This is a genomic window from Methylosinus sp. KRF6 (assembly GCF_018887255.1).
Lineage (GTDB): Bacteria > Pseudomonadota > Alphaproteobacteria > Rhizobiales > Beijerinckiaceae > Methylosinus > Methylosinus sporium.
Genome location: NZ_JAHLJF010000001.1, coordinates 795,908 through 819,515, shown reverse-complemented (window position 1 = coordinate 819,515; position 23,608 = coordinate 795,908). Strand labels below are relative to the sequence as shown.

Below are 23,608 nucleotides of genomic sequence, written 5' to 3'. Positions count from 1 at the left end.
TGCAGACGGAGAGATGATAGGCGATCACGAGAGCGGCGTCATTTGACCCGGCCTGGAGAGGCGCCTACAAACTCGCTTCCGACCGGATGGAGCTGCGCGTCAGCGCCGCTTGCGCCGCCATACCCCGATCCTCGGCTGTCCCAATGTCCCACAACAGTTTCGGCCATCTCTTCCGCATCACCACTTTCGGCGAGAGCCATGGGCCGGCGCTCGGCGTCGTCGTCGACGGCTGCCCGCCGGGGCTGGAACTGACCGAGGCCGAGATTCAGTCCTTTCTCGACAAGCGCAAGCCCGGCCAGTCGCGCTTCACCACGCAGCGGCAGGAGGCCGATGCGGTGAAGATTCTCTCCGGCGTCTTCGCCGATTCCGCCGGCCGCCAAGTGACGACCGGGACGCCGATCGCGCTTCTGATCGAGAACACCGACCAGCGCTCCAAGGATTATGGCGATATCGCCGAGAAATACCGCCCCGGCCACGCCGATTACGCCTATGACGCGAAATATGGCGTTCGCGACTATCGCGGCGGCGGCCGCTCCTCGGCGCGCGAGACGGCCGCCCGCGTCGCCGCCGGCGCCGTGGCGCGCAAAGTGCTCGCCGGCGTCACCATACGCGGCGCTCTGGTGCAGATCGGCCCGCATAAAATCGACCGTGTCCGCTTCGATTGGGCGGAGGTGGAGAAGAACCAGCTGTTTTGCCCCGATGCGGAGACGGCGAAGTTCTGGGCCGATTATCTCGACGGCGTGCGCAAATCCGGCTCGTCCATCGGCGCGGTGATCGAGGTGGTGGCGGAGGGCGTTCCCGCCGGTTGGGGCGCGCCCATCTATGGCAAGCTCGACTCCGATCTCGCTAGCGCCTTCATGTCGATCAACGCCGTGAAGGGCGTCGAGATCGGCGCGGGCTTCGCCGCGGCCGAGCTTTCCGGCGAGGCCAATGCCGATGAGATGCGCGCCGGGCCGGACGGCGAGCCCGTGTTTCTGTCCAATCAAGCCGGCGGCGTTCTCGGCGGCATATCGACCGGCCAGCCCATCGTCGCGCGTTTCGCGGTCAAGCCCACCTCCTCGATCCTGACGCCGCGCCACACGATCGACCGCAACGGCCAGGAGACCGAGATCGTCACCAAGGGCCGCCACGACCCTTGCGTCGGCATACGCGCCGTGCCGGTGGGCGAGGCGATGATGGCGATTGTGCTGGCCGACCATTTCCTGCGGCACAGGGGGCAGGTGGGCGGGTAGGGGCCGATTGCGCTAGAAACACCATTATGGTAGTTTTCTATGTCCGAAAAGCGGAAGCCGTCGCATGACCTCGCGCGCTTCAAGCAAATTTGTGGCGACCCGGATCGGCTGACGATCACCCGCGCGGCGCTGACCTCTGCGGCGCGCCTCGGCTTCGGACGCATCGAGATCGCTGCGACTATTCGGAGCATGGAGCGGCGGCATTTTTACAAGTCGATGACGTCCTTCGCCGATCATCGTCAATGGCAGGACGTTTATCGCACCCCGTCATCCGCGGGCATGTAAAATTTACCGACGATGTCGTGACCGAATTCATTCTGTTGTCGTTCAAGGAGAAAGACGATGGATGAGCGTGTATCGCCATTGACGGGCCGGACTCTGAAGCGAGACGTCCGGCCTTTGGAGCTGCGCTACAAAGAGTTCTCCGTCCGCATCGATATGCCCGGCTGGTATGGCGAGGATGATGAGGACGCGCTGCATTCCGGCGAGGATATGAAGGTCTCCGATCGCGCCTTGTGCCGCTTGAAGGCGCGCGCCGAAGGATTGCTGCAAGCCGACGAAATCCGCCGCATCCGCAAGAAGCTCGGGCTCACGCAAAAGCGCGCCAGCGAGATCATCGGCGGCGGCGCCAATGCTTTTCAAAGGTACGAGGCCGGCGACATTCTCGTCAGCCGGGCGATGAGCAATCTGCTTCTTTTGCTGGATCGCCAGCCGGATTTGCTGAAAGTGATCGAGGAGACAGGCGGGGAAGCGAGCGCGGCGTGACAGCTTCGCTCACACGTCGAGCGCTCTGCTTCGGCGCGCCCATGGTCGCGATCGGGCGCGCCGTCGCCTCGGATTCACCGACCCTCTTCGTCACCCATGCATCCAGCCTCGCGCATGAGGTCGGCGCAGGTCGTCCCGACCAGCCCGAGCGGCTGCGCGTCATCGCCGCCGCTCTCGAGGGCGACGCCTTCGCCGCGCTGCGCCGCGCCGAGGCCCCGGCCGCCTCGCGCGAGGCGATCCTCTCCGTTCACGCGCCCTCTCTGCTCGAGCGTCTCGAGAAAGCCGCGCCGCAAAGCGGGCTCGCGACGCTCGGTCCCGATATCGTCATGAGCGCGGGCTCGCTCAAGGCCGCGCTGCGCGCCGCCGGCGGCGCGACCTTTGCCGTCGACGCGGTGATGCGCAAGGTCGCCCGCAACGCTTTCGTCGCCATGCGCCCGCCCGGCCATCATGCGACGCGCGAGAGCGCCATAGGCTTCTGCTTCTTCAACAATGCCGCAATCGCGGCGCGTCACGCGATCGCCGCCCATGGCGCCGAGCGCGTCGCCATCGTCGATTTCGACGTGCATCATGGCAATGGATTGCAGGATATCTTCTGGTCGGACCGAAAGGTCCTCTATTGCTCCTCGCATCAATCGCCGCATTATCCCTTCACCGGCGCCGCGAGCGAGCGCGGCGCGCATGACAACATCGTCAACGTCCCGCTCGCCAAAGGCTCCGCTGGCGCGGAATTCGCGCAGGCTTGGACGCAGGCGATTCTCCCGCGCCTCGACGATTTTGCGCCGGACATCCTCCTCATTTGCGCCGGTTTCGACGGGCATTTGCACGATCCTCTCGGCGGCTTGCGCCTGCAAAGACAGGACTTCGCCGAGCTTACGCTGCGCCTTGCAGAGATCGCCGCGCGCCGCTGTGACGGGCGCGTCGTCTCAATGCTCGAGGGCGGCTATCGGCCGGACGATCTCGCCGCCTGCGTCGCCGCTCATGTCGGCGCGCTGATGGGGGCGTGAGAATTCCGTCCTCGCCCGGCGCGTGCGTGGGCGCACATCAATGACGATCTCGATCATGGCATCTCTGCATCAGAGACGTCGTGCAACAATTGGTGATGGGAGAGAACAATGGAATTCGGCAGGAGCGAATGGATCCAGGCCCGCGCGCAAATGATCGGCAAGCGCGCGCTCATCGGCCTCACCCGCGTGACGCCGCATGGCAAGGTGCTGCGCCAGATGTTCGGCACGATCGCCGCGATCGACGGAACTGGCGTCGATATCGAGCTCGAAGGCAAGGACGCCGGCCGCAAGGTCCGCCTGCCGCCGGACCTCGGCCGCTTCCGCATCGCCGGCCCCGGCGATTATCTGCTGTGGGAGACGGGAGAGATTCTCGCGGACCCCGATTTCGTCGGCGCCTTCACGGTGAACGAGGCGGCGTAAGCCGTTGGCGTCGTCTTATTCGATTGGCCCGACTGCTGCGGTCACGGGCGCAAGCGGATCAAGCGATGTGCGAAGAGGCCCGGAATGTCCAGAGTGATCGTATCGTGGTCATGCGGCAGGACGATGAATCCCGGGCCCGGCCCGAGATCGATTCCGATCGTGTCGCCGAGGAGACGATAGGTCACCGACGTGGGCTGAGGCGGAGCGAGCGGCTTGCGGTCCGGTCCGACCGGATAGAAGGACATCGACGTCGGGGTGAACTCGACGATCATGTCTGATTTGGCTCCCTTATGGATCCATTTGCCGAGGAGCTCCGTCGTGTCGAAGGCGAAGGATGGCGTCGCGGCCGACAGCATGATCAAGGCGGAGATGACGATTTGAAATGCATCGTTATTACCTTCGAATACAGTTCCTTTAATGACTAGAAACTAATTCGACGATGCCGTCGAGTCCTTTTCATGAGAGCAGCTCCCTCACCGCGCCCGCTCGACGACCCCCACGATCGGCCCCATCGGGCGGAAACGATCGTGCCGAGACAGCGTCGGCGCATAGAGCGCCGAGATCGAGCCGTCGAGGAAGAGCGCATCGGGACATTTCAGCCGCTCGCGAAACAGGCTCGCGAAAGCGTGAAAGGTCACCGGCTGGTTGGAGATGGCGAAGGCGACGATATGGCCGTCGCGCACGCCGACTCCATTGCGAATCTTCATCGACGTGCCAGTGTCGTGGATGCGCGGATTGATGCGTCCGCCGAGGACGAGCATCGGGCCCGATTGCGTCGCATAGGCGGGATGCTGCCGCTCTTTGAGAAAACGCGTCGTCTCGGTGACGCCGGCGCGCGCGCCCTCCACCCAGAAAATCCCATTGGGCTTCATGTGGAAATTGCCGGCGCCCGAATGGGTGTTGGCGCTCTTCTCCATATGGCCGCCTTCGACATAGAGTCCGATCGGCAGGCGCCGCTCGTCATACATTCCTGCGTTCATCGCGAAGAGGAGCTTTTCGCCCTTTTGCACGAGCGCGGCGTCGAGCGCGGAGAAGGAGCCATAGACCTCGTCTTTCGCATCGGCGAGGAAGAGGCGAATGGAATCGCCGCGCGTGTCGAAGACGCAGATGGTGTAGCTCGCGCCCGCATCCTCCACATCCTGGCAAGGATTGCGCGTCGCCGCGGCCGCGGGCGAGGCGAAGAAGAGCAAGAGGGCAAAGGGCAGGAGGCGGCGAAGCGGAATCATGCGCCGATCATAGCATGACCGCCGCGCCGTCCGCAGCGTCAGCTGCGCGCATCGGGAGGCGTCGCCGCGCCGGGGCCGAGCGAGCGCTGCAAGATCACCGAATCTGTCCAACGGCCGAATTTAAATCCGACGCCGGAAAGATATCCGGCTTGCCGAAAGCCGATCGCCTCATGCAGCTTCAGCGACGCCTCATTGGAGGCGTCGACATAGCCGATCATTTGCCGAAATCCCGCCGCCGCGCAGGAATCCACCAGCGCTTGCAGCAGCAGCCGGCCGACGCCGCGATGCAGATGGCGCGGATCGACATAGATCGAATGCTTGACGACGTAGCGATAGGCCGGACGCTTGCGAAACGGCACGACATAGGCGTAGCCGAGCACGGCGCGCTCATGCTCGGCGACGAGATGCGGCAGGCGATGATTGCCCATATTCTTGCGTCGGCGCTTCAAATCCTCCTTCTGCGGCGGCTCGTAGAGCGGCGCCTCGGATGGATCGAGCCCTTTGCGCACATGCTGCAGATAGATCGCCAGCATGGCGTCGACATCCTCGTCGCGCGAGGCGCGGACGAGGATCGTCGCGCGTTCGGCGCTCGCTTCGATCATGCTCATTCCTGCACCACATAAGTGTAGAGCCGCATTTTCGCCTCGCCGTTCCACTGCTTGTAGAGGCCTTGTATCTCATAATCGAAGCCGGGGAAGAGATTGGCGCTGCGTTCGAACATGCGCAAATAGTCGAGCATGGGCCGCGCCTGCGCGCCCAGCCGCTCGCCCGGAACGATCGTCGCAATGCCCGGCGGATAGATGACGAAGAGCGTCGTCGCTATGCGGCCTTCGATCTCGTCGATCGGCAGGAAATCCACATCATTGCGCACGAGGCGCAGATATGCCTCACGCGGCGTCATCGCCATTTCGGGGAGATGCTCCTGCCGGAATTGCGCCTGCTGCAGAGCGCTGGCGTTCGCCTCCTTGAAGAAGCGATGCATATCGGCGCAGAGATCGCGCAGCCGCACGCCCCTGTAGCGCGCGGCGCGGCGTGCGACGAATTCGGGAATGACGTCCTGCAGCAGCGCATTGTCGTCATGCAGGCGCTTGAAGGCGACGAGCGAGGAGACCAGAGTTCCCGCCTTGCTGGATTCGACGCCCGGCGTCAGCAGGAAGAGCAGAGAATTGAGATCGTTCTTCTCCGGCACGATGCGGTTCTCGCGCAAATATTGCGCGACGATCGGCGCCGGTATTCCATGATCGGCATAGGCGCCGGTCTCGCGATCGAAGCCCGGCGTCAGCAGAGTGAGCTTGGCCGGATCGGTGATCGCGAAGCCCGGCGCCATATTGGCGAATCCATGCCAGCGCGCGTCCGGCGCCAGCGCCCAGAGATCGGGATTGCGCGCGAGCTGATCGGTGGAGACGCTCTCCCAGGGAACGCGATGCGCGCCGGATTCGCGCGCGGCGTCGGGAATGGAGACCCAATCGGGCGCGAAAGGATCGAAGAACCAGCGCCGCGCCGGGTCCTGCTCCTTGGCCTCGAATTCGCGCCGCACGGCGCGCAGCTTCTTGCGCAGCTCTATGCCGAGCCGAATGGTGTCGTCCCACAAAAGCTCGCCGGAGCGGCCCTTCATCATCTGCGCGCCGACATCCAATGAGGCGAACAGCGGATAGAAGGGCGAGGTGGAGGCGTGCTGCATGAAGCCTTCGTTGAAGCGGCGATGTTCCACGCGCCGCCGCTGGCCCTTTATATGGCGATCGCGCACATGGATTTGCGAAGCCTGCGAGAAGCTGGCGAGCTGCTTATGCGTCGATTGCGTCGCGACGATGCCGGGCGAGGCCTCGGTGAGGTTCTTCAGCCCCATGGCGTAGCGCCGCTCATAGAGCGGATGAAATTTCATGAAGCCGGCCCAGGCTTCGTCGAAGAGAATATAATCGCACAAATGGCCGATCTTGCCGACGATCCATTCGGCGTTATGGATCGTGCCGTCATAAGTGCATTGCTCGATGACCGCGGCGCGAAACGGCCTCTCCTTACGCCAGGCGTCCTTGTCCTTCACCAGCGGATTGGCGCGAATGCGCTCGCGCAATTTCTCCTCGTCGAAGGCTTCATGATCGATCGGCCCGATGAGGCCGTGGGCGTTGCGCGTCGTCGGCAGAAAGATCGGCACGCCGCCGCCGAGCAGCAAGGCGCCATGATGCGCGGCCTTGTGATTATTGCGATCGAACAGCACGAGATCGCCCTCGGCGACGAGATTGGTGAGCACGACCTTATTGGAGGAGGATGTGCCGTTGAGCACAAAGTAAGTCTTCTCGGCGCCGAAGATTTCCGCCGCCGCTTTTTGCGCGGCGAGCGCCGGCCCTTCATGCGTCAAGAGATCGCCGAGCTCGACGACGGAATTGTCGAGATCGTCGCGGAACACGGCCTCGCCCAAATGCTCCATGAAGATGCGGCCGATCGGGCTGCGGCTGTAGAAAATGCCGCCATTATGGCCCGGGCAGGTCCAGAGCTGATTGCCTTCCTCTGCGTAATCGACCAGCGCGCCGAAGAAGGGCGTCTTCAGCGTCTCGGCGTATTGCTTGAGGCGCGAGACGAGATTTTTGGCGATGAATTCCGGCGTCTCCTCGGCGAGGAAGACATAGCCGTCGATGAAGTCCAGCACCTCGACGGGAATATCCTCGAAGCGCTTGCGGCGAATGAGCAGCACGATCGGCATGTCGAGGCCGCGCTTGCGCATGAGATCGATGAGCGAGGCGGTCTTGCCCTCGAGGCCTTTCTTGCCCCAATCGACGACGAGACAGCCGATGGCGGCGTCGGTCTGCACGACGATCTCGGCGTCTTCCACCCGTCGCGCGCGCACGACCTGAAAGCCCATGCTCTCGATCGCGGCAATGATCTGATTGACGCGCAGCCCCTCGAGGTCATCGGCCTCGAAATTGGGAGCGGAGAAGAGGAATGTGAAGCGACGGGAGAAGTCCATTCGAATCGGCCTGTGGCGCTGGCGGAGGAGAGGAGGCGTCGCGCACACACAGCCTTGTTAGATGACACAATCGTGACAGCGCTTCCTCGCTCGAAATTTGCGCAATCGGCCGCTTGCCGAAGGCGAGACCGCGGCCTAAGCTATGTAGCTACCCTATATAGCGTGGCGAGGAGGTCCCGATCGCCATGCGCATCGGCGTGTTCTGCACCTATGAGAACCCTGTCCGCGACTATAAGGCCTGCTTCGACGCGCAGACGCGTCTCGTGCGCCGCGCGGAGGAGGTTGGCTTCGAGGACGCGTGGGTCGCCGAGCATCATTTCGACGATGACGCCGTCAGCCCATCGATCTTGACGCTGCTCTCTTATCTCGCAGGCGTCACCTCGCGCGTGCGGCTCGGCTCGGCGGCGGTGCTGCTCGCCTTCCGCAATCCGATCCATGTGGCGGAGGATGTCGCGACCATCGACGTTCTCTCCAATGGTCGTTTCGATTTCGGCGTCGCCAGGGGCGGGCCCTTTCCGGCGCAGAACAAGCATTTTCACGCCGCCAAGGACGAGACGCGCGACATAACGCTGGAAGCGCTCGAGCTGATCGAGCGTCTGCTCTATGAGGATCGCGTCAATTTCTCCGGCGCGCATTTTCAGGTCGACGATCTCGCGCTCTGCCCCAAGCCGCTGCAAAAGCCGATTCCGACCTGGATCGCCACATCGACGCCGGCGGCGATCGAATATGCGGCGCGCAAAGGCTTTGGCATTATGGCGGCCTCGCCCGCGCCGATCGCCAAGATCGAGCAGGCGGTCGCCGCCTATCGCGCGACGGGGCCGGGCGCCGATCCGCGTCTCGCTCTGGCGCGCTTCTATTACGCCGCGGAGACGCGCGAGCGCGCGCTCGACGAGGCTTTGCCTTTCATCGTCCGCTTCGCGGATCGTATGCGCGGCATCTTTCTCGCGCAGAATGCTCCGGCCTCATTCGATCCGGCGGAGATCGTCGAGCGTTCGCTGATCGGCGGATATGAGGAGATCGCCGAGAAGATCGTCGACATTCATCGGCGCCTCGGCGTTCGCTCGCTGCTGCTGAAGCCGGCGACCGCGAATGAGCCGCGCGCGCTGGCGAGTCTCGACGATTTCGCCGCGAAGATTCGCCCGCGGCTCGTCGCCGCCGGCGTTTGACGGCGCTCATGATCGCTCGGCGGCCTGCGCGAGAAATTTCTGTATGGTCTCGATCAGCCGCTCGACGTCCGCGGGCTTGCCGAGATGCGCACTGTTCTGCAGCGGGATGCGGTCGGCGTCCGCAGGCCCGCCGCTCAGCACCAGCGCGGGCAGATCGTGATTGAGCAATTCGCGCAGACGGCGCACCACATGGGGGCCGTGAACGCCGTCGGGCAGATGATAATCGATGATCACCATGTCCGGCCGCGCGCGTCCATCGACGATGATCCGCGTCGCCGCATCGCCGTCGGCCGCGGCCAGAACGTCATGGCCCTCTGTCGTCAGCAGCAGCTCGAGCGAATCGCGCACATCGGGATCATCATCGACGATGAGGATGATTCCATTGCGGCGCTGCGGCGGGCGCGCCACTGCGCGGGCGTCGTCGTGGATGTCGATGGGGGGGCGGTGCTCGCTCGTGCAGTGGCGCGGCAACAGAATGTGAAAGCGCGTGCCTTGCGCATCGTCCGATTCGAATTCGATCGCTCCGCCATGCGCCAGCACGATCTGCCGGCAGATATACAGTCCGAGCCCGAGCCCGCGCAGGCGGTCGCCGCTGGCGAATGGCTCGAACAGCGCGTCGCGAAGCGCGCTCGGCACGCCGCGTCCTTCATTGCAGACGTCGATCGCCAGCCAGCCGGCCGAGACGCCGTCGATTCGCAGCGACACCGCCGCGCCCGCAGGGCTGTGCTCGACGGCGTTGCCGACGAGATTGGACAGGAGCTGAAGAATGCGGTCTATGTCCCAGGCTCCCTGCATGTCGCCGTCGAAATCCAGGCGAAGCCGGCTCTCGCGTCCGGCGAATTCATCGGCGATCTGCTCGACGATGCGCCGAAAATCGGCCGGAGCGGGGCGTATGGCGAGGCCGCCGCCCATTCTGATGCGCGTGAGGTCGAGAATCTGCTCGATCATCCGCGCCATGCGGCCGCCGCTCTGGCGAATGATGTGCAGCGCCTTGCGGTGGTCGTCGTCTTCGGCCTTGGTCAGCGAACGCTCGGCGGAGGTCAGAATGCTCTGCAGCGGATTGCGCAGATCATGCCCCAGAATGCCGACGAACATTTCGCGCATCCGCTCGATTTGCAACAGCTGCTGACGCTGGCGTTCCAGCGTGACGAAGACGTCGACCTTGCTGCGCAACACCTGCTCGTCGATCGGCTTGAACAGATAATCGACGGCGCCGACCTCATAGCCTTTGAACATGCGCGAGACGTCGGGCGAATGCGCCGTCACGAAGACGATCGGCACATAGCGCGTCTTCTCGACGCCGCGCATCAGAGTCGCCAGCTCGAATCCGTCCATCTCCGGCATATGCACGTCGATGATGGCGAGCGCGACGCTTCTGTCGAGCAGAATGTCGAGCGCGGCGCGGCCCGATTGCGCGGTGACGATCTCGAATTCGTCGCAGCGCAGCATCGCCGCCATAGCGATCAGATTCTCGGGGAAATCATCGACGATGAGCACGACTGGAAGCTTGCCTGCGCCGCCGGCGTCGAAATCGGCGGCCGCTGGGCGCCTGCGGCCGGACGGGTTCGAGGAGTTTTCGATCGCTCTCATCATTTCACCCGATAGATTTGCTCGTCGGTCGAAAGGTGTTCGAAAAAAGCCGCATGACGTGAAAAGGCGAGCGACTCGTTCGACCCGAGGCCGATGAAGCCGCGCGGGCAGAGCGATTCGCGAAACAATCCGATCGCGCGATCCTGCAACGTCCTATCGAAATAGATGAGCACGTTTCTGCAGGAGATGAGGTGCATTTCCGCAAAGGCGGCGTCGGTCGCGAGGCTGTGGTCGCAAAACAAAATGCGCTGCTCTAGGAAGGGGGCGACGCTCGCGCAGGCGCCGCGGGCGATGAAATAATCGGAGAGCGACGCGCGTCCGCCGGACCGGCGATAATTTTCGGCGAAGCCGCTCATGCGGAAGAGCTCATAGGCGCCGGCCTGCGCGATCGCCATGCTCTCTTTGTCTATGTCGGTCGCATAGATCAGCGCGCGCTCGAGCAGCCCCTCCTCATGCAGGAGAATGGCGATGGAATAGGCCTCCTCGCCGGTTCCGCAACCCGCCACCCAAATGCGCAGCGACGGATAGGTCGCGAGATGCGGCGCGACGGTCTCGCGCATATGCCGATAGTGGCCGGGATCGCGAAAGAGATCGCTCACCTGAATCGTCAGATAGCGGAGCGCCTCCGCGAAAGCGCCGGGATCGTGGACGATGCGGTCCAGAAGATCGGTGATGGTGGCGCAGCGCAGCGCGATCTGCGCCCGCGCCACGCTCCGGCGCAGCGAGGAGCGCGCATAGCCGCGAAAATCATGCTGATAGAGCCGGTAGATGGCCTCCAGCAGGAGGTCGAGCTCGATCTCGGCTTTCTCGTCGGAATCGAGTGCGATCATTTCGGTATCCAGACGCGGATCAGCGACAAGAGCTTTTCGATATCGATCGGCTTCGAGATATAATCATTGGCGCCGGCCGAGAGACATTGCGCTCTGTCGTCGGGCATGGCCTTGGCGGTCAGAGCGATGATCGGCAGCGCGGCCTTGTCCTCGCGTTCGCGGATCGCGCGCATCGCCGCCAGCCCGTCCATCTCCGGCATCATCAGATCCATCAGCACGAGGTCGATGGCCGGATCGCGATCGATGCGCTCCAGCGCTTCTCTGCCGTTGCGGGCGATCTGCACCGCCACGCCTTCGCGCTCGAGCACGGCCGTCAGCGAGAATATATTGCGGACGTCGTCCTCGACCAGCAGAAGGCGGCGGCCGTCGAGCACGCTGTCGCGGCGGCGCGCGATCTCGAGCATATGCTGCTGTGCGGGAGACAGCTCGGATTCCGCCTGATGCAGGAACAGCGTCGTCTCTTCGATGAGCCGTTCCGGCGAGCGCGCGCCTTTGACGATGACGGATTTCGACAGTCGCCGCAGTTTCTGCTCCTCGTCGATGCTGAGCGAGCGCGCCGTATAGACGATCACCGGCGGCGCCGAGAGCGTCTCGTCGCGGCTCATGCGCTCCAGAAATTCGAAGCCGCTGACGCCCGGCAGCATCAGATCCAGAACGACGCAGTCGAAGGCGCGCGCCGCGACCTCGCGTAGAGCCTCCTCCGCCGTCGCGACGGCGACGAGCTCCACATCGGCAGAGGACAGAAGATCGATCAGCGCGGCGCGCTGAACGCCTTCGTCCTCGACGATCAAGATCGATCTCTTCTCGCGCTGCATCCGGTCTTCCAACAGGCGAAAAGCCGAGACGAGCTGTTCGCGCTTGGCCGGCTTCAATATGTAGCCGACAGCGCCCATCTCCAGCGCAACCTTCTGATAATCATGCACCGAAACCACATGGATGGGCGTATGGCGGATCGCCGAGTCGCGCTTCAAAAGCTCGAGCACGGCGAGGCCGGATTGATCTGGAAGCCCGATGTCGAGCACCACCGCCTCCGGCCGGAATTGCCGAGCCAGCAGCAGCGCATCGCAGGCCGCGCTCGCGACGATGCATTTGAAGCCGAGCTCGCGCGCGAGATCGCGGAGGATTTCCGCAAAGGCGGGATCGTCCTCGACGATCAGCGCGATGCGGCGCGAATCGGCGATGGCGTCGCGGTCGTCGGCGATCGGCGCCGGCGCGCGTTCCGCGGCGGGCGGCGGCGCCTCTTCGCGCCGCGCGACGGGCCGGATCGGCCCGCCATCGGCGTGCAGCGGCAGCAGCAGAGTGAATGTGCTGCCGCGTCCCGGCGCGCTGCGCACAGCGAGCCAGCCGCCCAGCAGCTCGGTGAATTCGCGCGAGATGGAGAGGCCGAGGCCGGCGCCGCCGAATTGGCGGTTGATCGCGCCATTGGCCTGGCGAAAGACCTGGAAGATCGCCTCTTGCTGATCCTCGGCTATGCCGATGCCGGTGTCTTCCACGATGAAGGCGAGGCGCTGCGAATCCTCTCGCCGCACGGTGAGGCGCACGCCGCCGCGCTCGGTGAACTTCACGGCGTTGGCGAGCAGATTGGAGAGAATCTGCTGCAGGCGTTGGCGATCGGTGTCGAATGTCTCGGGCGCGCCGGGCTCTATCACGACGGAGAATTGCAGCCGTCGCTCCGCCGCCAGCGGCTCGAAACGGCGTTCGAGATCGGCGAGCAGCGGCGCGATCGCCGTCGGCTCTATATCGAGCTCGATCTTGCCGGCCTCGATCTTGGAGAGATCGAGAATGTCGTTGATGAGCACGAGAAGATCATTGCCGGCCGAATAGATGCTCTGCGCATATTTGATCTGCTCGGGCGCGAGATTGCCGTCGCGATTGTCGACGAGCAGCTTGGCCAGAATGAGCGAGCTGTTGAGCGGCGTGCGCAGCTCATGCGACATATTGGCGAGAAATTCCGATTTGTAGCGGCTCGTGCGCTCGAGCTCCTCGGCCTTTTGCCGTAGCGCCGCTTCGGTCGCCAGCAGATTTTCCTTCTGCAGTTCGAGCGCCCGCGTATGCTCCTCCAGCGTGTCGTTGACTTGGCGCAGCTCCTCCTGCTGCGCCGTGAGCTCTTCGCCTTGCGCGCGCGATTCCTCCAGCAATTGCCCTATGCGCGCCCGCGCCTCGGCGGAGCCGATCGCCTGTCCGACGCTGGTCGTGACGCAATCGAGAAACCCGAGGCGCTTCTCGCAAAAGGGCGTGATCGCGCCGAGCTCGATGACGCCGCGCGTCTCGCCCTCGTGCAGCAGCGGAAAGATCACGAGATGGCGAGGCGGCGTTTCGCCGAGGCCCCAATGGATGGCGAAGCCGTCCTCGGGAATGTCGTTCACCATCAGGCGCCGTTTCTCCAGCGCGACCTGGCCCACCAGCCCCTCGCCGAGCCGCCATCGCTCGCGCATTCCAGAGGCGGCGGCGTAGGTTCCGGCGAGCCGCAGCGTCGCGCCGCCGTCCTCGACCACATATTGCGCGCCGACCTGCGCATTCAGCGCCCGGCACAGCAGCGAGAGCACGCGATGCGCCAGCTCGCGCATCGTCGGATTGCCGCTCATCGCCTGGCCGAGCGCGGTCTCGTTCTCGGCGAGCCACATCTGGCGCTCGTTGCGCTCCGCGGCCTCGCGCAGCGCCCGAGTCATCGCCTGCAGCGATTTCCCGAGCTGATCCTTCTCGCTGCGCGGCGCCGGCTGCGCGGAATAATCGCCGCCGGCGATGGCCTCCATCTCCCGAGCGACGCCGCGCAGGCTGTCGACGAGCTCATTGAGCGAAAGCCCCAGAATATCGCCGGGGCCGGCGAGCTCTATATGGCGTTCGAGATCGCCTTCCGTCACCGCCCGCATCACGCTGGCGACATGGTGCAGGCGCTCGCGGTGATCCTCGAGGTTCTGCGCCGTCAGCGCGCCGTAAGTGTCGACGACGACCGCCGAGTCGAAGGCGATCAGCTTGCGCACCGACAGAGCGGCGGTCTGGTTCTCGCGCAATCGCTCGTCCGTCTCGATCGCGCGGCGCAGCCAGGCCGAGACATATTCCATGGCGAGCAGATAGATGAGCAGGCCGAGCTCGATGCGGGCGTGGGTCCGTCCGATGACGCGGCGACGCTCGACATAGGCGTCGTCGACCTCCGCAGCGAGAAAATCCGTCCAATAGCTCTGCTGCTGCGCCTTCACGCGCCGCAGGACGTGCGGGTCCACGAAAAAGCGCGCGAAATCGGAGAAGCCGTGCAGCCAGGCGTAGAAGTCCTCGATCATTTCCGGCACGCGCGGAGACAGCGCCGCGCCGACGACGCGCACATCGGCGAAGGTCGCTTCGTCGAGCCCGTGCGACGCGCGGAGCGAAGTATGGTCCACCAGAAAGGCGGCGCTCGTCTCGCCAGGGGACATTATGTTTCTCCGCGCGAGAAGGCGCCGTTTCGGGCGCGTCCGAAAGGTCCGGAATCTTCGCGCGCCATTGGGGGCGGGACGCGTTGACAAAGCATTACGGCCACGAAAACAGTCCGAACGGACATTGAACCGACCGTTCGTCTCGCATGGTATAAATATTGGAATCGTCGCGTCAATAGGCCGCGCTCTCGCCGCCGCGCCGATGGCGCGCCGGGACGGCGGGACCGCCAGAGGCTCAGGCCTGGACGGAATTCTACGAATAAGCAGGAAAAATGCCCATCTAATTTAGATGATTGTCCCTCGACAGCGCGCGCCGCAGAGGCGAAAGTCTTTTGCCGCCGCGTCACAGAGTCCGATGGACAAACGCATGAATCCGATGGAACCGCTTCGCTTTTCCTCTCGAGGCCGGGTCGGCGAGCCCTGCGCCCGGCTCGCGGAGATCAGGACATATCTGCAATCTCGCCTCATCGGCGCGGATGCGCTGGTCGAGCGCCTGCTGATCGGCCTCGTCGCCGACGGCCATGTGCTGCTCGAGGGCGCGCCGGGATTGGCCAAGACGCGCGCCGTCAAGCTGCTCGCGCGCGCTTGCGATCTGACTTTCGCGCGCATTCAATGCACGCCTGACCTCATGCCCGCCGACATCACCGGCACGTCGATCTGGCGACAGGACAGAAGCGTCTTCGAATTTTCGGCGGGGCCGATCTTTCATTCGCTGCTGCTCGTCGACGAGATCAATCGCGCGCCGCCCAAAGTGCAATCGGCGCTGCTCGAGGCCATGGCCGAGCGTCAGGCGACCATCGCCGGCGCGACCCATATGCTGCCCGATCCTTTCATGACCGTCGCGACGCAAAATCCGATAGAGCACGAGGGCACGTTTCCGCTGCCGGAGGCGCAGCTCGATCGCTTCATGCTTCATGTCGAGCTCGCTCTGCCCGATGTCGCGACGGAGCGCCGCATTCTCGATCTCGTCGAGCGCGAGGATCAGGGCGAGGCCGTCGCGCCGCCTGCGGCGTTGGAGGCGGAGGAGATCGCCGCCGCGCGCCATGCGGCGCGATCGGTTCATCTCTCCCCGGCGGTGAAGGATTATATCGTGCGCCTCGTCGCCGCGCCGCGCGATGCGGGCGTCGCGCCGGAGCTCGCGGCGAAGATCGCGCATCCGTCCTCGCCGCGCGGCACTCTGGCGCTCGCCGCCGCCGCCAAGGCGCGCGCCTTTCTGGATGGGCGCGATTATGTCGCGCCGCAGGATGTGAGCGCGCTCGCCGTCGACGTTCTCTCGCACCGCACCATTCTCGGCTGGCGCGCGCTGGCCGAGGGCGAGACGCCGCGCGACGTCATTCGCGCCTATCTCGAAATGGTTTCGCCTGCATGAGCGCGGCGGAGGAGCGCGTCGTCGGCGTCGATCTCGACGTCGAAGCCTTGATGCGTCTGCGGCTGCTCTTTGCGCGCAGCGGCGCGCGCCGCGCGGCCGCGGCGGCGCCTTTCGGCGGTCTGGCGCAGCGTCGGCGCGGTCGCGGCGCGGAGACCTATGATGTTCGGCCCTGGTCGGACGGCGACGATATTCGAAACCTCGATCGCAACGTCACCGCCCGCACCGGCGCGCCGCATGTGCGCAGCTTTCACGACGAGCGCGAGCGCTCCGTGCTTTTTCTCGTCGATTTTCGGGCGCCCATGTTGTTCGGCACGCGCCGCGCCTTTCGCTCCGTCGCGGCGGCGGAAGCCGCCGTCGCCGCGGCCTGGCGCGTGATCGAGCAGCGCGGCCGTGTCGGCCTCGGCGCGATCGGCGCCGAGGGCGCGCGCTGTTTCGGTTGGGCGGCCGGCGCGCGCGGCCTTCCGCCGCTCATCGTCGCGCTCGTCGAGGCGCATCGCGCGGCGCTCTCGGACAATGGCGAAGCGGTCGGGCCGTCGCTGGCCGCGGCGCTCGAGCAAATGGAGAGCGTCGGCGGATCATCGGCCGTCAGTCTCGCCAGCGCGCTGGATTTTCCGGGCGAGGCTTTCGACGCCATAGCCGCGCGCCTCGCACGGCGGCGCGATCTCTCCGTGCTGCTGATCGCCGATCGTTTCGAGCTGGCGCCGGCGCCCGGCCTCTATCCGTTTCGCACGGGCGAGGAAGAGGGAACGCTGCGCATTGCGCAGGGCGCGGCGCCGGCGCCCGACCAGCGGCCGGCGCGTCTGCGCCGGCTCGGCGCACGCGCGCTCGAGGTCGACGCCGGCCTCGAGGCCGAGGCGGTCGCCCGTCTTCTCGAGCGTTTCGATATGGAGCGTTTCGATGGCCGATCCGTCTGATCTGCTCCAGCAATTGCGGCCCCTGCGCGCGCCGCCGCCGGATGGAGCGGCGGAGATTCTGCTCATGGCGCTCGTCGGCTCCCTCGCCGGCGCCATGCTGGCGCTCGCCTTGCGATTCTGGCGCGCGCATCGCCGGCCTCTGCGTCGCGCGGCGCTCGCTTCTCTCGCCGATACGCGCGCGCTGCCGGCCCCGGAGCGACTCGCGGCGCAAGCGAAAATGCTGCGCGATCTCGTCGGCGCGCTCGATGGCGGCGCCGCGCGTCTCCATGGCGACGCTTGGCTCGCGCGGCTCGATAGGTTCTTCGCGACGACCCTGTTCAGCGAAGGGGAGGGCCGCGCCTTCGGCGATGCGCTCTATCGTCCGCGCGCCGACGATCCGAGCGAGACGCTGGATCGCGCCTTGCAAAAACTCTTGTCGAGGCTCGATCGATGAGCGGGCTCGAGCTGGCGACGCCTCTCGCTCTCATTCTCTTGCCGGCGCCCTGGCTGCTGCGCCTTCTGCTCGGCGGCGACGCGGCGCCGGGCGGCGGATTGCCATTGCCGGCGACGATGCGCGAGCGGCTCGGCGCCGGCGCTTCGACGAGCCGATCGCGTCTCTCTCGGCGCGCGATCATCCGAGCGCTCGCCTGGATCGGACTCGTGCTCGCGCTGTCGGGACCACGGATCGCGGGCGCCGTCGCCGCTCTGCCGGCCGCTGGTCGCGACATCATGCTCGCGCTCGATCTCTCCGGCAGCATGACGAAAACCGATTTCGAATTGAACGGCGCCGCCGCGAGCCGACTCGCCGTGCTGAAACATTTCGGCGCGGAGCTGATACGCCGTCGCGCCGGCGATCGCATCGGCCTCGTCGTTTTCGCCGAGACCGCTTTCGCTGCGGCGCCGCTGAGCTTCGATCTTCGCGCGGTGAGCGCCGCGCTCGAGGAAATGGAGATCGGCCTCGTCGGCCGCTCCACAGCGATCGGCGAAGGGCTCGGTCTCGCGCTGAAGCGTCTTTCCGATTCGACGGCGCCGTCGCGCATCGTGATTCTCCTATCGGACGGCGCCAATAACGCCGGCTCCAGCGAGCCCGTCGCCGTTGCCGAACTGGCGCGCTCGATGGGCGTAGACATTTTCACCATCGGCCTCGGCGTGAACGACACAGCCGCCGATCCGGGCGATACGGACGCGGTCGATTTCGTCGCTCTGCAACATATCGCCGAGATCGGCGGCGGCGCCGCCTTTCGTGCGCGCACAGGCGCGGAGCTCGACGCCGCGACGCGCGCCATAGAGGCGCTGCTCGCCGGTCCCGCGCCGGCGCCGCCGACGATCATCTACCGCGAGCTGTGGATCTATCCGGGCGCGCTCGCTTTCCTCGCGGCGACGGCGCTCGCGCTCGCGACGAGGGAGCGGCGATGATCGATTTCGGCGATTACGCTCTGCTGCGCCCGCTCTGGCTGCTCGCTCTGCCGGCGCTGGCTCTGCTTCTCGTCGCGACGCGACGTCGCGATGCGCTCGGCGATTGGCGCCGCGTCATCGATCCGGCGCTCCTCGCCGTCATTTCGCGTCGTCACAAAATCGCCGGCGCGACGCGGCGCGACGGCCCGCTTTTTGTCGGCGTCGCGCTCATCGCGCTCGCGCTCTGCGGGCCCGCGATGAAAACTCCGGGCGCCGAACAATTTCGCAATCTCGACGCCACTTTGATCCTGCTCGACGTGTCGCGCGCCGAGCGCTTGCCGCAGGGCGTGGCGGCGGCGCAATATCTCATCGAGCGTTCCGGCGCGCGCCGGCTCGGCCTCGTGCTCTATGCCGGCGACGCCTATCTCGCGAGCCCGCTCACCGACGATGCGAAATCGCTCCAATCCCTGCTCTTCGCAATAGACGATCGGACCGTTCCAGACGGCGGAGCAGAGCCCGACCGCGCGCTCGCCTTCGCCCGCCATCTGCTGCGCGAGACGCAGATTTTGACGGCCGATGTCGCGCTGATCTGCGACGGCGAGGGGTTAGATGCGCGCGCCGAACGTCTCGCGGCCGCGCTCGCGCGCGAAGGACACAGAGTGCACAGCCTCTTTGTTTCCGCCCGCTCCGGCGCCGATGCGCGCGATTCCTCGCGCCGCGCCGCGATGACATCGCTCGCTGCGGCCGGAGGCGGGCGCGCCGATGACGCGGCGCATCCGCAGGAGATCGCGCGCGCGATAGAGGCGCGCGGCGTCGCCCATATCGGCAGCGGCGAATTGCGCGCGCTCGCGTGGCGGGACTATGGGCGCTTCGTCCTTCTGCTCGCGGCGGCGCCGCTGCTGCTCGCTCTGCGCGGGAGGGGCGATTGAGCGCGCATCGTCGCAGGAGTGAGGCGCCGCGCCTCGGACCGCGAGCCTTCGGGCTCGCCCTGTTTTTCCTTATTTTATCGCTTCTCGTCGCTGGCTGCAGCTTCGGTCGACAGCTCGGCGGCCGCGCGCTTCTCGCCTCGGGGCTCGCCTCCGCCGCGGCGAATGTCTTCGCCGATCCGGCCTGGAAAGGCGCGGCGTTCTATTCCGCCGGGCGCTTCGAGGAGGCGGCCGCCGCTTTCGCGCGCGATGCCGACAGCGCCTATGATCTCGGCAATGCGCTGGCGCTCTCTGGACATTACAAGGAGGCCGTCGCCGCCTATGATCGCGCGCTGCGCGCCGATCCCGACGATGACGACGCCTCCTACAACAAATCGCTGCTGCTCGGCCTGATCGAGCGCGAGAGCGGCGGCGGCGACGCCAGGGCCAATTCGCCGGCCATGGGCCGGCAGCGCGCGCTCGGCAGTCTCGACGACGACAAGGGTGGAGGCGGGGAGGGCGCCGCGGGCGAGCGCGAGACGAGTTCGCGGCCGGGCGATCGCGGCGGCGCCAAAGCCTCGAAGCTCGGCAAGGGCCAGGAGGAGTCGGCGGAGAGCGGCGCCGGCGCGATGGGCGCTGTCGGAGCCTCGGAGGGCGCCGGCCGCACCGGCGGGCAGAGGATCGACGTCGCCGCTCTGCTGCACGAGCGCGACCGCCGCGTGCGCCGCCGGCTGGAGGCGCGCTCGGTGCGGCCGAGCGCCGACTGGCTGCAAAATCTCGACGACGATCCCGGCCGCTTTCTGAAGCTGCGCATCGCCGCCGAAAAGGCGCGGCGGCTGCGCGCCGGCGGCGGCCCGCTGGAGGAGGACGATTGATGGCGACGCGTCTCGTCCTGCTTTTTTGCCTGCTGCTTCTCCCCTTCTCGCGCGCCGCCGCGCAGGAGGAGCCGCCCTTCGGCCGCATCGAGCTGCGCGTCGAGACGCAAGCCGAAATCTCTGCCGAGACGCCCTATGTCGGCGAGCCGCTGCGGCTGGTGATCCGCTCGGCCATACGCGGCCATGTGCTGCTGGATCATATCATCCAGCCCTCGCTCGTCGATTTCGATTGGCAGCAATTCGGCGTCGACGCCTCCAGCGAGGAGATGATCGACGGTTTCTGGACGCCGGTGGTCGAGCGCGTGCTGATGATCTATCCGCTGCGCGCCGGGCGGCTGACCATCCCGCCCTTCAAGCGCCGCATCGCCTATCGCATAGAGGAGAGCGGCAAGGTCGAGGCCGAATATGTCTCCGCGCCTCTCCAAATCGAGGTGCGCGCGCGCGACGCTCTCGTTCCGCCGGGCGAGAGCTTTTTGCCGGCGAAGAGCCTGCGCATGACCGACGCCTGGGAGCCGGCGCCCGATAAAATCCCCTTCGGCGAGACGGCGCGGCGCACGCTGACTGTGGAGGCCGAGGGCGTCACCGCCGACCGGTTGCCGGCGCTGCCCAATTTCCGCGCGCCGGGCATCATCACTTTCGCCGCGCCGGTGGAGCGGCGGACCATCGTGACCGACAAAGGGCCGATCGCCCATGCCGTCTATCGCTGGAGCGTGCGCCCGGTGTCGGCGGTCCCGGCTTTCGCGCCGGCGATCCGCATCGCCTGGTTCGACGTTGCGACGCGGCGGATGCGCGAGGCGCTGGCGCCGGAGCGGCGCGTCGCCTTCGCCGAGGCGGGGCGCGAGCGGGTCGCCGCGCGGCTGCGCGAGAGCCCCGGCCTCACCGCGCCGCAGCCGCTCATCGCCGCTCTGGCGAGCTTCGTCGGCGCGGTGGCTCTCGTCCTGCTGCTCGGCTCTCTCCCGGCGCGACTTCTCGCACGCCGTCCCAGGGAGCTCGGAGCCTTGCGCCGCGCCGCCCGCGCGAAAGACGCCGCCGCCTTCCGCCATGCGGCCGCCCGCTTGGCGCAGGCCGATCCCGAACGCTGGCGCAAGATCGCCGCGCGCGCGGACATAGGTCCGGCGCTCGCGGCGCTCGATTGCGCGCTCTACGGGCGCGAGCCTCCCGAACCGCCGCCGCTCGCCCCGCTCGCGCGGGCGATCGCGGGCGCCTGGGCGGGAAAGGGCGGCGGCTTCGAGGTTTCGAAGGCTGCGCCTCGGCTATAGCTGCTGATACATCACGAACGCGTCGACGTAACCGCGGGTAGGATGGTGAAAAGCGAGCGGCAGCCGACCGACGATCTGAAAGCCCAGCGATCGCCACAGGCGCACGGCGCGTTCGTTCGCGCTGACGACGAAGTTGAATTGCATGGCCCTATAGCCTCGGCTTCGCGCGTGCTCCAGAGAGTGTTCGCACATTCTGCGCGCGACGCCTCGGCCGGCTGCCGAGCCGCGCGTCATAAATCCGCAATTGCAGACGTGGCGCCCAGCGCCCGCTTGGTTGGGGCGCATGTAATAGGTTCCGAGGATCGCGCCGTTCTCCTCGGCCACAAAGGTTTCTTTGTCCGCGCCGAGCCAGTAGGCGAGCGCGTCATCCTCGCTCATTTCTCGGTCGAGCGTATAGGTTTCGCCGGCCCGGATCACCGGCTCGACGATCGACCAGATCTCTGCGCGATCTTCTGCGGAGGCAGGACGGATGAGCATCGAGCATCTATAGGCGTTCTCGTGGATCTTCTGAAGCGGTCGACTTGCGCGCGGACGGCGCCGGCGGGCCGAACATCATCGATGCGATCCCTCGAGCGAGAATCGGGACGCCGGCGCAATGTGATCGTTTCCGCAGCCGAGAAATAGGGCGAATGCGCTTCGGCGGCTCGAGCGGCGCACGATAGGAAAATCGAAAGCAGCATGAACGATCGCGGCATGAGGCCGATCTTTCGCGAGCGCAGGTCTTTCGCGAGCGCAGGTCGAAGCGGAATATTCGGCGCAGAATGTTCCGCGATTGTGTCCGCTATAGGGTCCCGCTTTCCGGCTATCCGCTCCGGCCGCTGGGACAATTCGGGCCGAATTGCGCCGGGCGCGGCCGTCATTCCGTCCGCCCGACGAGCCGAACGGGTCCTGCCCGCCACCGCGCGATCAGCCGCGCGCGCAGCGCCGTCATGAATCCGGGCGGCAACATGCCGTAGGCGACGCTGGACGGATCGCCGCTGACGGCCGGGCGCAGGTCCGGCCCCGGCCAGATGAAATCATTGGCCTCCGTCAACACCACCCAAGAGCGGTCCGAATCCAGCCCGAGGCGTCGCTTGGTGGCGAGCGGAATTTCGAATCCGTCGGCCGGATCGGCCGGCGCGGCGTGGGTGATCGGTAGGACGCGCACGATCGGCGCGTCATTCTCGCGAAGCAGCGCGAGGATGATCGCGCAGGGGCGATCCTTCACCCCTTCTTCCCGACCCTCGCGGGCCTCTCTCTCCCACAGATATGAATAGCGGATCACCAGACCCGGCTGCGGAGCTGGCCAATTCACGGCCGCCAGTCTTTCAGCTCCTCATCGAGGCGCTCATGACCGGGCGGGACCTCCGCCTGGGCGATGAGGGCGATCTCTTCCGCCGTGAACTCTTCCAGCTTGACCACGCGCCGATCGCGGCGTTTGAGCCGCGAATATTCCTCGGCGGAAATCATCACCAGCCTGTCGCGGCCGTTCTTGGTGATGGTGACCGGCTCCGAGAGGGCCTTGTCCGCCAGCGTGCCGTAGTTCTTGATGAATTCGGCGGTCGAGACTTTCATTTGATGCATGACTCGAATGTTGCGTATCAGTCGTATTATGGGAGTGATCACGGAGAAGGCAAGTTTTTCCTGGCAGCGTTTCTTCGGGGCGCGACCGATCGAACCCGCCGATGAAATTGCTCCGGCCTCGCCTGGCGCAGCAGGCCGACAGACGGGTTAAACGCCTCTCCGGGCGTCGCTTCTCGCTCACCCGACCCGAACCCTCGCCCGTTGACTTGCCGTAACGCCGCGTTCTAGGAATCCCTCGCACGCGGTTTTTCGTCGGCCCTCGCCGATCGATCGCGCGGCGCCGGATCGTTCCCTATGGCGGGTTTGCGCGGCAGAGATTTTTCGTGGCGAGCGACGATCGTTCCGATCGCCGTTCTCGCGGCCTTGCTGCAAGCGCTTCTGCTCTTCGCCGCGATCGGCCCCGCCCATGCGCATCACGCCCCGCCGGGCCTCGCGCTCGCCTCCGCCGATTGCGGCGGCGCTGCGCATCCGGGCGAGGCGCCGGGGCCGCATTGCCCGCTGCATCCGCAATGCTGCGCGCTCGGAACGGCGAGCCTCGCGCCGCTGATCGGCGCCGTCCTCTCCATGCTGCTTCCCGTCTCTCCCGGCGAGACGATGACGCTCGGCGTCGCGGCCGAGCGCGGCGCGCATGGTCCCGCGCCGGCTCGTCCCTGGTCGTCGCGAGCGCCGCCCTTTCTCGGCTGATCCGGCGCAAGGCGCCGCCCGTCTCGCCATCATCCGCGCCTTCGCCCGCGCGGCCTCGCC

At 66.1% G+C, this 23,608-nt stretch carries 24 protein-coding genes; 14 read left to right on the top strand and 10 right to left on the bottom strand.

The window, feature by feature from the left end; genetic code table 11:
- Nucleotides 1–143: 143 nt before the first annotated feature.
- The 5 genes from aroC to KP010_RS03925 all read left to right on the top strand — a co-directional run bounded on the left by aroC (nt 144) and on the right by KP010_RS03925 (nt 3,421).
- On the top strand, nt 144–1,232 hold the full coding sequence (aroC, locus tag KP010_RS03945) for a chorismate synthase (RefSeq protein WP_216280440.1): 1,089 nt from the start codon (nt 144–146) through the stop codon (nt 1,230–1,232).
- A 39-nt stretch (nt 1,233–1,271) separates the two neighbouring features.
- Nucleotides 1,272–1,517, top strand: coding sequence for a type II toxin-antitoxin system MqsR family toxin (locus KP010_RS03940; RefSeq protein WP_246659899.1), 246 nt, complete (start codon nt 1,272–1,274; stop codon nt 1,515–1,517).
- A gap of 57 nt (nt 1,518–1,574) precedes the next feature.
- Nucleotides 1,575–1,997 carry a type II toxin-antitoxin system MqsA family antitoxin gene (locus KP010_RS03935; RefSeq protein ID WP_142863474.1) on the top strand — a complete coding sequence of 141 codons (423 nt, stop codon included), beginning with the start codon at nt 1,575–1,577 and terminating at the stop codon, nt 1,995–1,997.
- Nucleotides 1,998–2,038: 41 nt separating this feature from the next.
- Entirely contained in the window at nt 2,039–3,001 is a 963-nt protein-coding gene (locus KP010_RS03930) for a histone deacetylase family protein (RefSeq protein ID WP_142863479.1), read from the top strand.
- A gap of 108 nt (nt 3,002–3,109) precedes the next feature.
- A complete protein-coding gene (locus KP010_RS03925) occupies nt 3,110–3,421 on the top strand; it encodes a hypothetical protein (protein WP_026597843.1) in 312 nt (103 codons plus the stop codon).
- A 41-nt stretch (nt 3,422–3,462) separates the two neighbouring features.
- On the opposite strand, the gene KP010_RS03920 is transcribed toward KP010_RS03925, so the two are convergent.
- The 4 genes from KP010_RS03920 to KP010_RS03905 form a co-directional block, all read right to left on the bottom strand.
- On the bottom strand, nt 3,463–3,777 hold the full coding sequence (locus tag KP010_RS03920; RefSeq protein WP_142863475.1) for a hypothetical protein: 315 nt from the start codon (nt 3,775–3,777) through the stop codon (nt 3,463–3,465).
- 117 nt (nt 3,778–3,894) lie between these two features.
- Nucleotides 3,895–4,647 carry a phosphodiester glycosidase family protein gene (locus KP010_RS03915; RefSeq protein WP_142863476.1) on the bottom strand — a complete coding sequence of 251 codons (753 nt, stop codon included), beginning with the start codon at nt 4,645–4,647 and terminating at the stop codon, nt 3,895–3,897.
- Nucleotides 4,648–4,685: 38 nt separating this feature from the next.
- Entirely contained in the window at nt 4,686–5,255 is a 570-nt protein-coding gene (locus KP010_RS03910; protein WP_142863477.1) for a GNAT family N-acetyltransferase, read from the bottom strand.
- A complete protein-coding gene (locus KP010_RS03905; protein WP_216280439.1) occupies nt 5,252–7,609 on the bottom strand; it encodes an Orn/Lys/Arg decarboxylase N-terminal domain-containing protein in 2,358 nt (785 codons plus the stop codon). The genes KP010_RS03910 and KP010_RS03905 overlap by 4 nt, the downstream gene beginning before the upstream one ends.
- 185 nt (nt 7,610–7,794) lie before the next feature.
- Between KP010_RS03905 and KP010_RS03900 the strand changes: the two genes are divergently transcribed.
- Nucleotides 7,795–8,775: an LLM class flavin-dependent oxidoreductase gene (locus tag KP010_RS03900; protein ID WP_142863511.1), complete on the top strand. Its 981-nt coding sequence runs from the start codon at nt 7,795–7,797 to the stop codon at nt 8,773–8,775.
- Nucleotides 8,776–8,781: 6 nt separating this feature from the next.
- On the opposite strand, the gene KP010_RS03895 is transcribed toward KP010_RS03900, so the two are convergent.
- Genes KP010_RS03895 through KP010_RS03885 form a run of 3 tightly spaced genes read right to left on the bottom strand, consistent with a single transcriptional unit; the run spans nt 8,782 to nt 14,605 of the window.
- Nucleotides 8,782–10,368 (bottom strand): response regulator, encoded by a 1,587-nt coding sequence (locus tag KP010_RS03895; protein WP_142863510.1) that lies wholly within the window; start codon nt 10,366–10,368, stop codon nt 8,782–8,784.
- Nucleotides 10,365–11,195, bottom strand: coding sequence for a protein-glutamate O-methyltransferase CheR (locus tag KP010_RS03890; protein WP_142863509.1), 831 nt, complete (start codon nt 11,193–11,195; stop codon nt 10,365–10,367). Before KP010_RS03890 ends, KP010_RS03895 begins: the two co-directional genes overlap by 4 nt.
- Nucleotides 11,192–14,605, bottom strand: coding sequence for a response regulator (locus tag KP010_RS03885; protein ID WP_216280438.1), 3,414 nt, complete (start codon nt 14,603–14,605; stop codon nt 11,192–11,194). The genes KP010_RS03890 and KP010_RS03885 overlap by 4 nt, the downstream gene beginning before the upstream one ends.
- 376 nt (nt 14,606–14,981) lie before the next feature.
- Between KP010_RS03885 and KP010_RS03880 the strand changes: the two genes are divergently transcribed.
- The 7 genes from KP010_RS03880 to KP010_RS03850 are packed head-to-tail and all read left to right on the top strand — an operon-like array spanning nt 14,982 to nt 21,301.
- Nucleotides 14,982–15,974, top strand: a complete 993-nt coding sequence (locus KP010_RS03880; protein WP_216281454.1) for a MoxR family ATPase — start codon at nt 14,982–14,984, stop codon at nt 15,972–15,974.
- The gene (locus tag KP010_RS03875; protein ID WP_216280437.1) at nt 15,971–16,888 is read left to right on the top strand and encodes a DUF58 domain-containing protein; all 918 of its coding nucleotides are present in this window, start codon (nt 15,971–15,973) and stop codon (nt 16,886–16,888) included. Before KP010_RS03880 ends, KP010_RS03875 begins: the two co-directional genes overlap by 4 nt.
- The gene (locus tag KP010_RS03870; protein ID WP_166141529.1) at nt 16,872–17,321 is read left to right on the top strand and encodes a DUF4381 domain-containing protein; all 450 of its coding nucleotides are present in this window, start codon (nt 16,872–16,874) and stop codon (nt 17,319–17,321) included. Before KP010_RS03875 ends, KP010_RS03870 begins: the two co-directional genes overlap by 17 nt.
- Entirely contained in the window at nt 17,318–18,283 is a 966-nt protein-coding gene (locus KP010_RS03865; protein WP_166141528.1) for a VWA domain-containing protein, read from the top strand. The genes KP010_RS03870 and KP010_RS03865 overlap by 4 nt, the downstream gene beginning before the upstream one ends.
- The gene (locus KP010_RS03860; RefSeq protein WP_166141527.1) at nt 18,280–19,191 is read left to right on the top strand and encodes a VWA domain-containing protein; all 912 of its coding nucleotides are present in this window, start codon (nt 18,280–18,282) and stop codon (nt 19,189–19,191) included. Before KP010_RS03865 ends, KP010_RS03860 begins: the two co-directional genes overlap by 4 nt.
- Entirely contained in the window at nt 19,188–20,042 is an 855-nt protein-coding gene (locus tag KP010_RS03855) for a tetratricopeptide repeat protein (protein WP_253203531.1), read from the top strand. Before KP010_RS03860 ends, KP010_RS03855 begins: the two co-directional genes overlap by 4 nt.
- The gene (locus KP010_RS03850; RefSeq protein ID WP_216280436.1) at nt 20,042–21,301 is read left to right on the top strand and encodes a BatD family protein; all 1,260 of its coding nucleotides are present in this window, start codon (nt 20,042–20,044) and stop codon (nt 21,299–21,301) included. The genes KP010_RS03855 and KP010_RS03850 overlap by 1 nt, the downstream gene beginning before the upstream one ends.
- Here the strand turns inward: KP010_RS03850 and KP010_RS03845 are convergent.
- The 3 genes from KP010_RS03845 to KP010_RS03835 all read right to left on the bottom strand — a co-directional run bounded on the left by KP010_RS03845 (nt 21,296) and on the right by KP010_RS03835 (nt 22,855).
- The gene (locus tag KP010_RS03845; protein ID WP_142863501.1) at nt 21,296–21,778 is read right to left on the bottom strand and encodes a GNAT family N-acetyltransferase; all 483 of its coding nucleotides are present in this window, start codon (nt 21,776–21,778) and stop codon (nt 21,296–21,298) included. The genes KP010_RS03850 and KP010_RS03845 overlap by 6 nt on opposite strands.
- 379 nt (nt 21,779–22,157) lie before the next feature.
- Nucleotides 22,158–22,595 carry a hypothetical protein gene (locus KP010_RS03840; protein ID WP_142863500.1) on the bottom strand — a complete coding sequence of 146 codons (438 nt, stop codon included), beginning with the start codon at nt 22,593–22,595 and terminating at the stop codon, nt 22,158–22,160.
- Complete coding sequence (locus KP010_RS03835) at nt 22,592–22,855, bottom strand: type II toxin-antitoxin system prevent-host-death family antitoxin (RefSeq protein WP_142863499.1); 264 nt, start codon at nt 22,853–22,855, stop codon at nt 22,592–22,594. The genes KP010_RS03840 and KP010_RS03835 overlap by 4 nt, the downstream gene beginning before the upstream one ends.
- A 303-nt stretch (nt 22,856–23,158) precedes the next feature.
- On the opposite strand from KP010_RS03835, the gene KP010_RS03830 reads away from it, so the two are divergent.
- Nucleotides 23,159–23,548: a hypothetical protein gene (locus KP010_RS03830; protein WP_142863498.1), complete on the top strand. Its 390-nt coding sequence runs from the start codon at nt 23,159–23,161 to the stop codon at nt 23,546–23,548.
- The last annotated feature ends 60 nt before the right edge of the window (nt 23,549–23,608 follow it).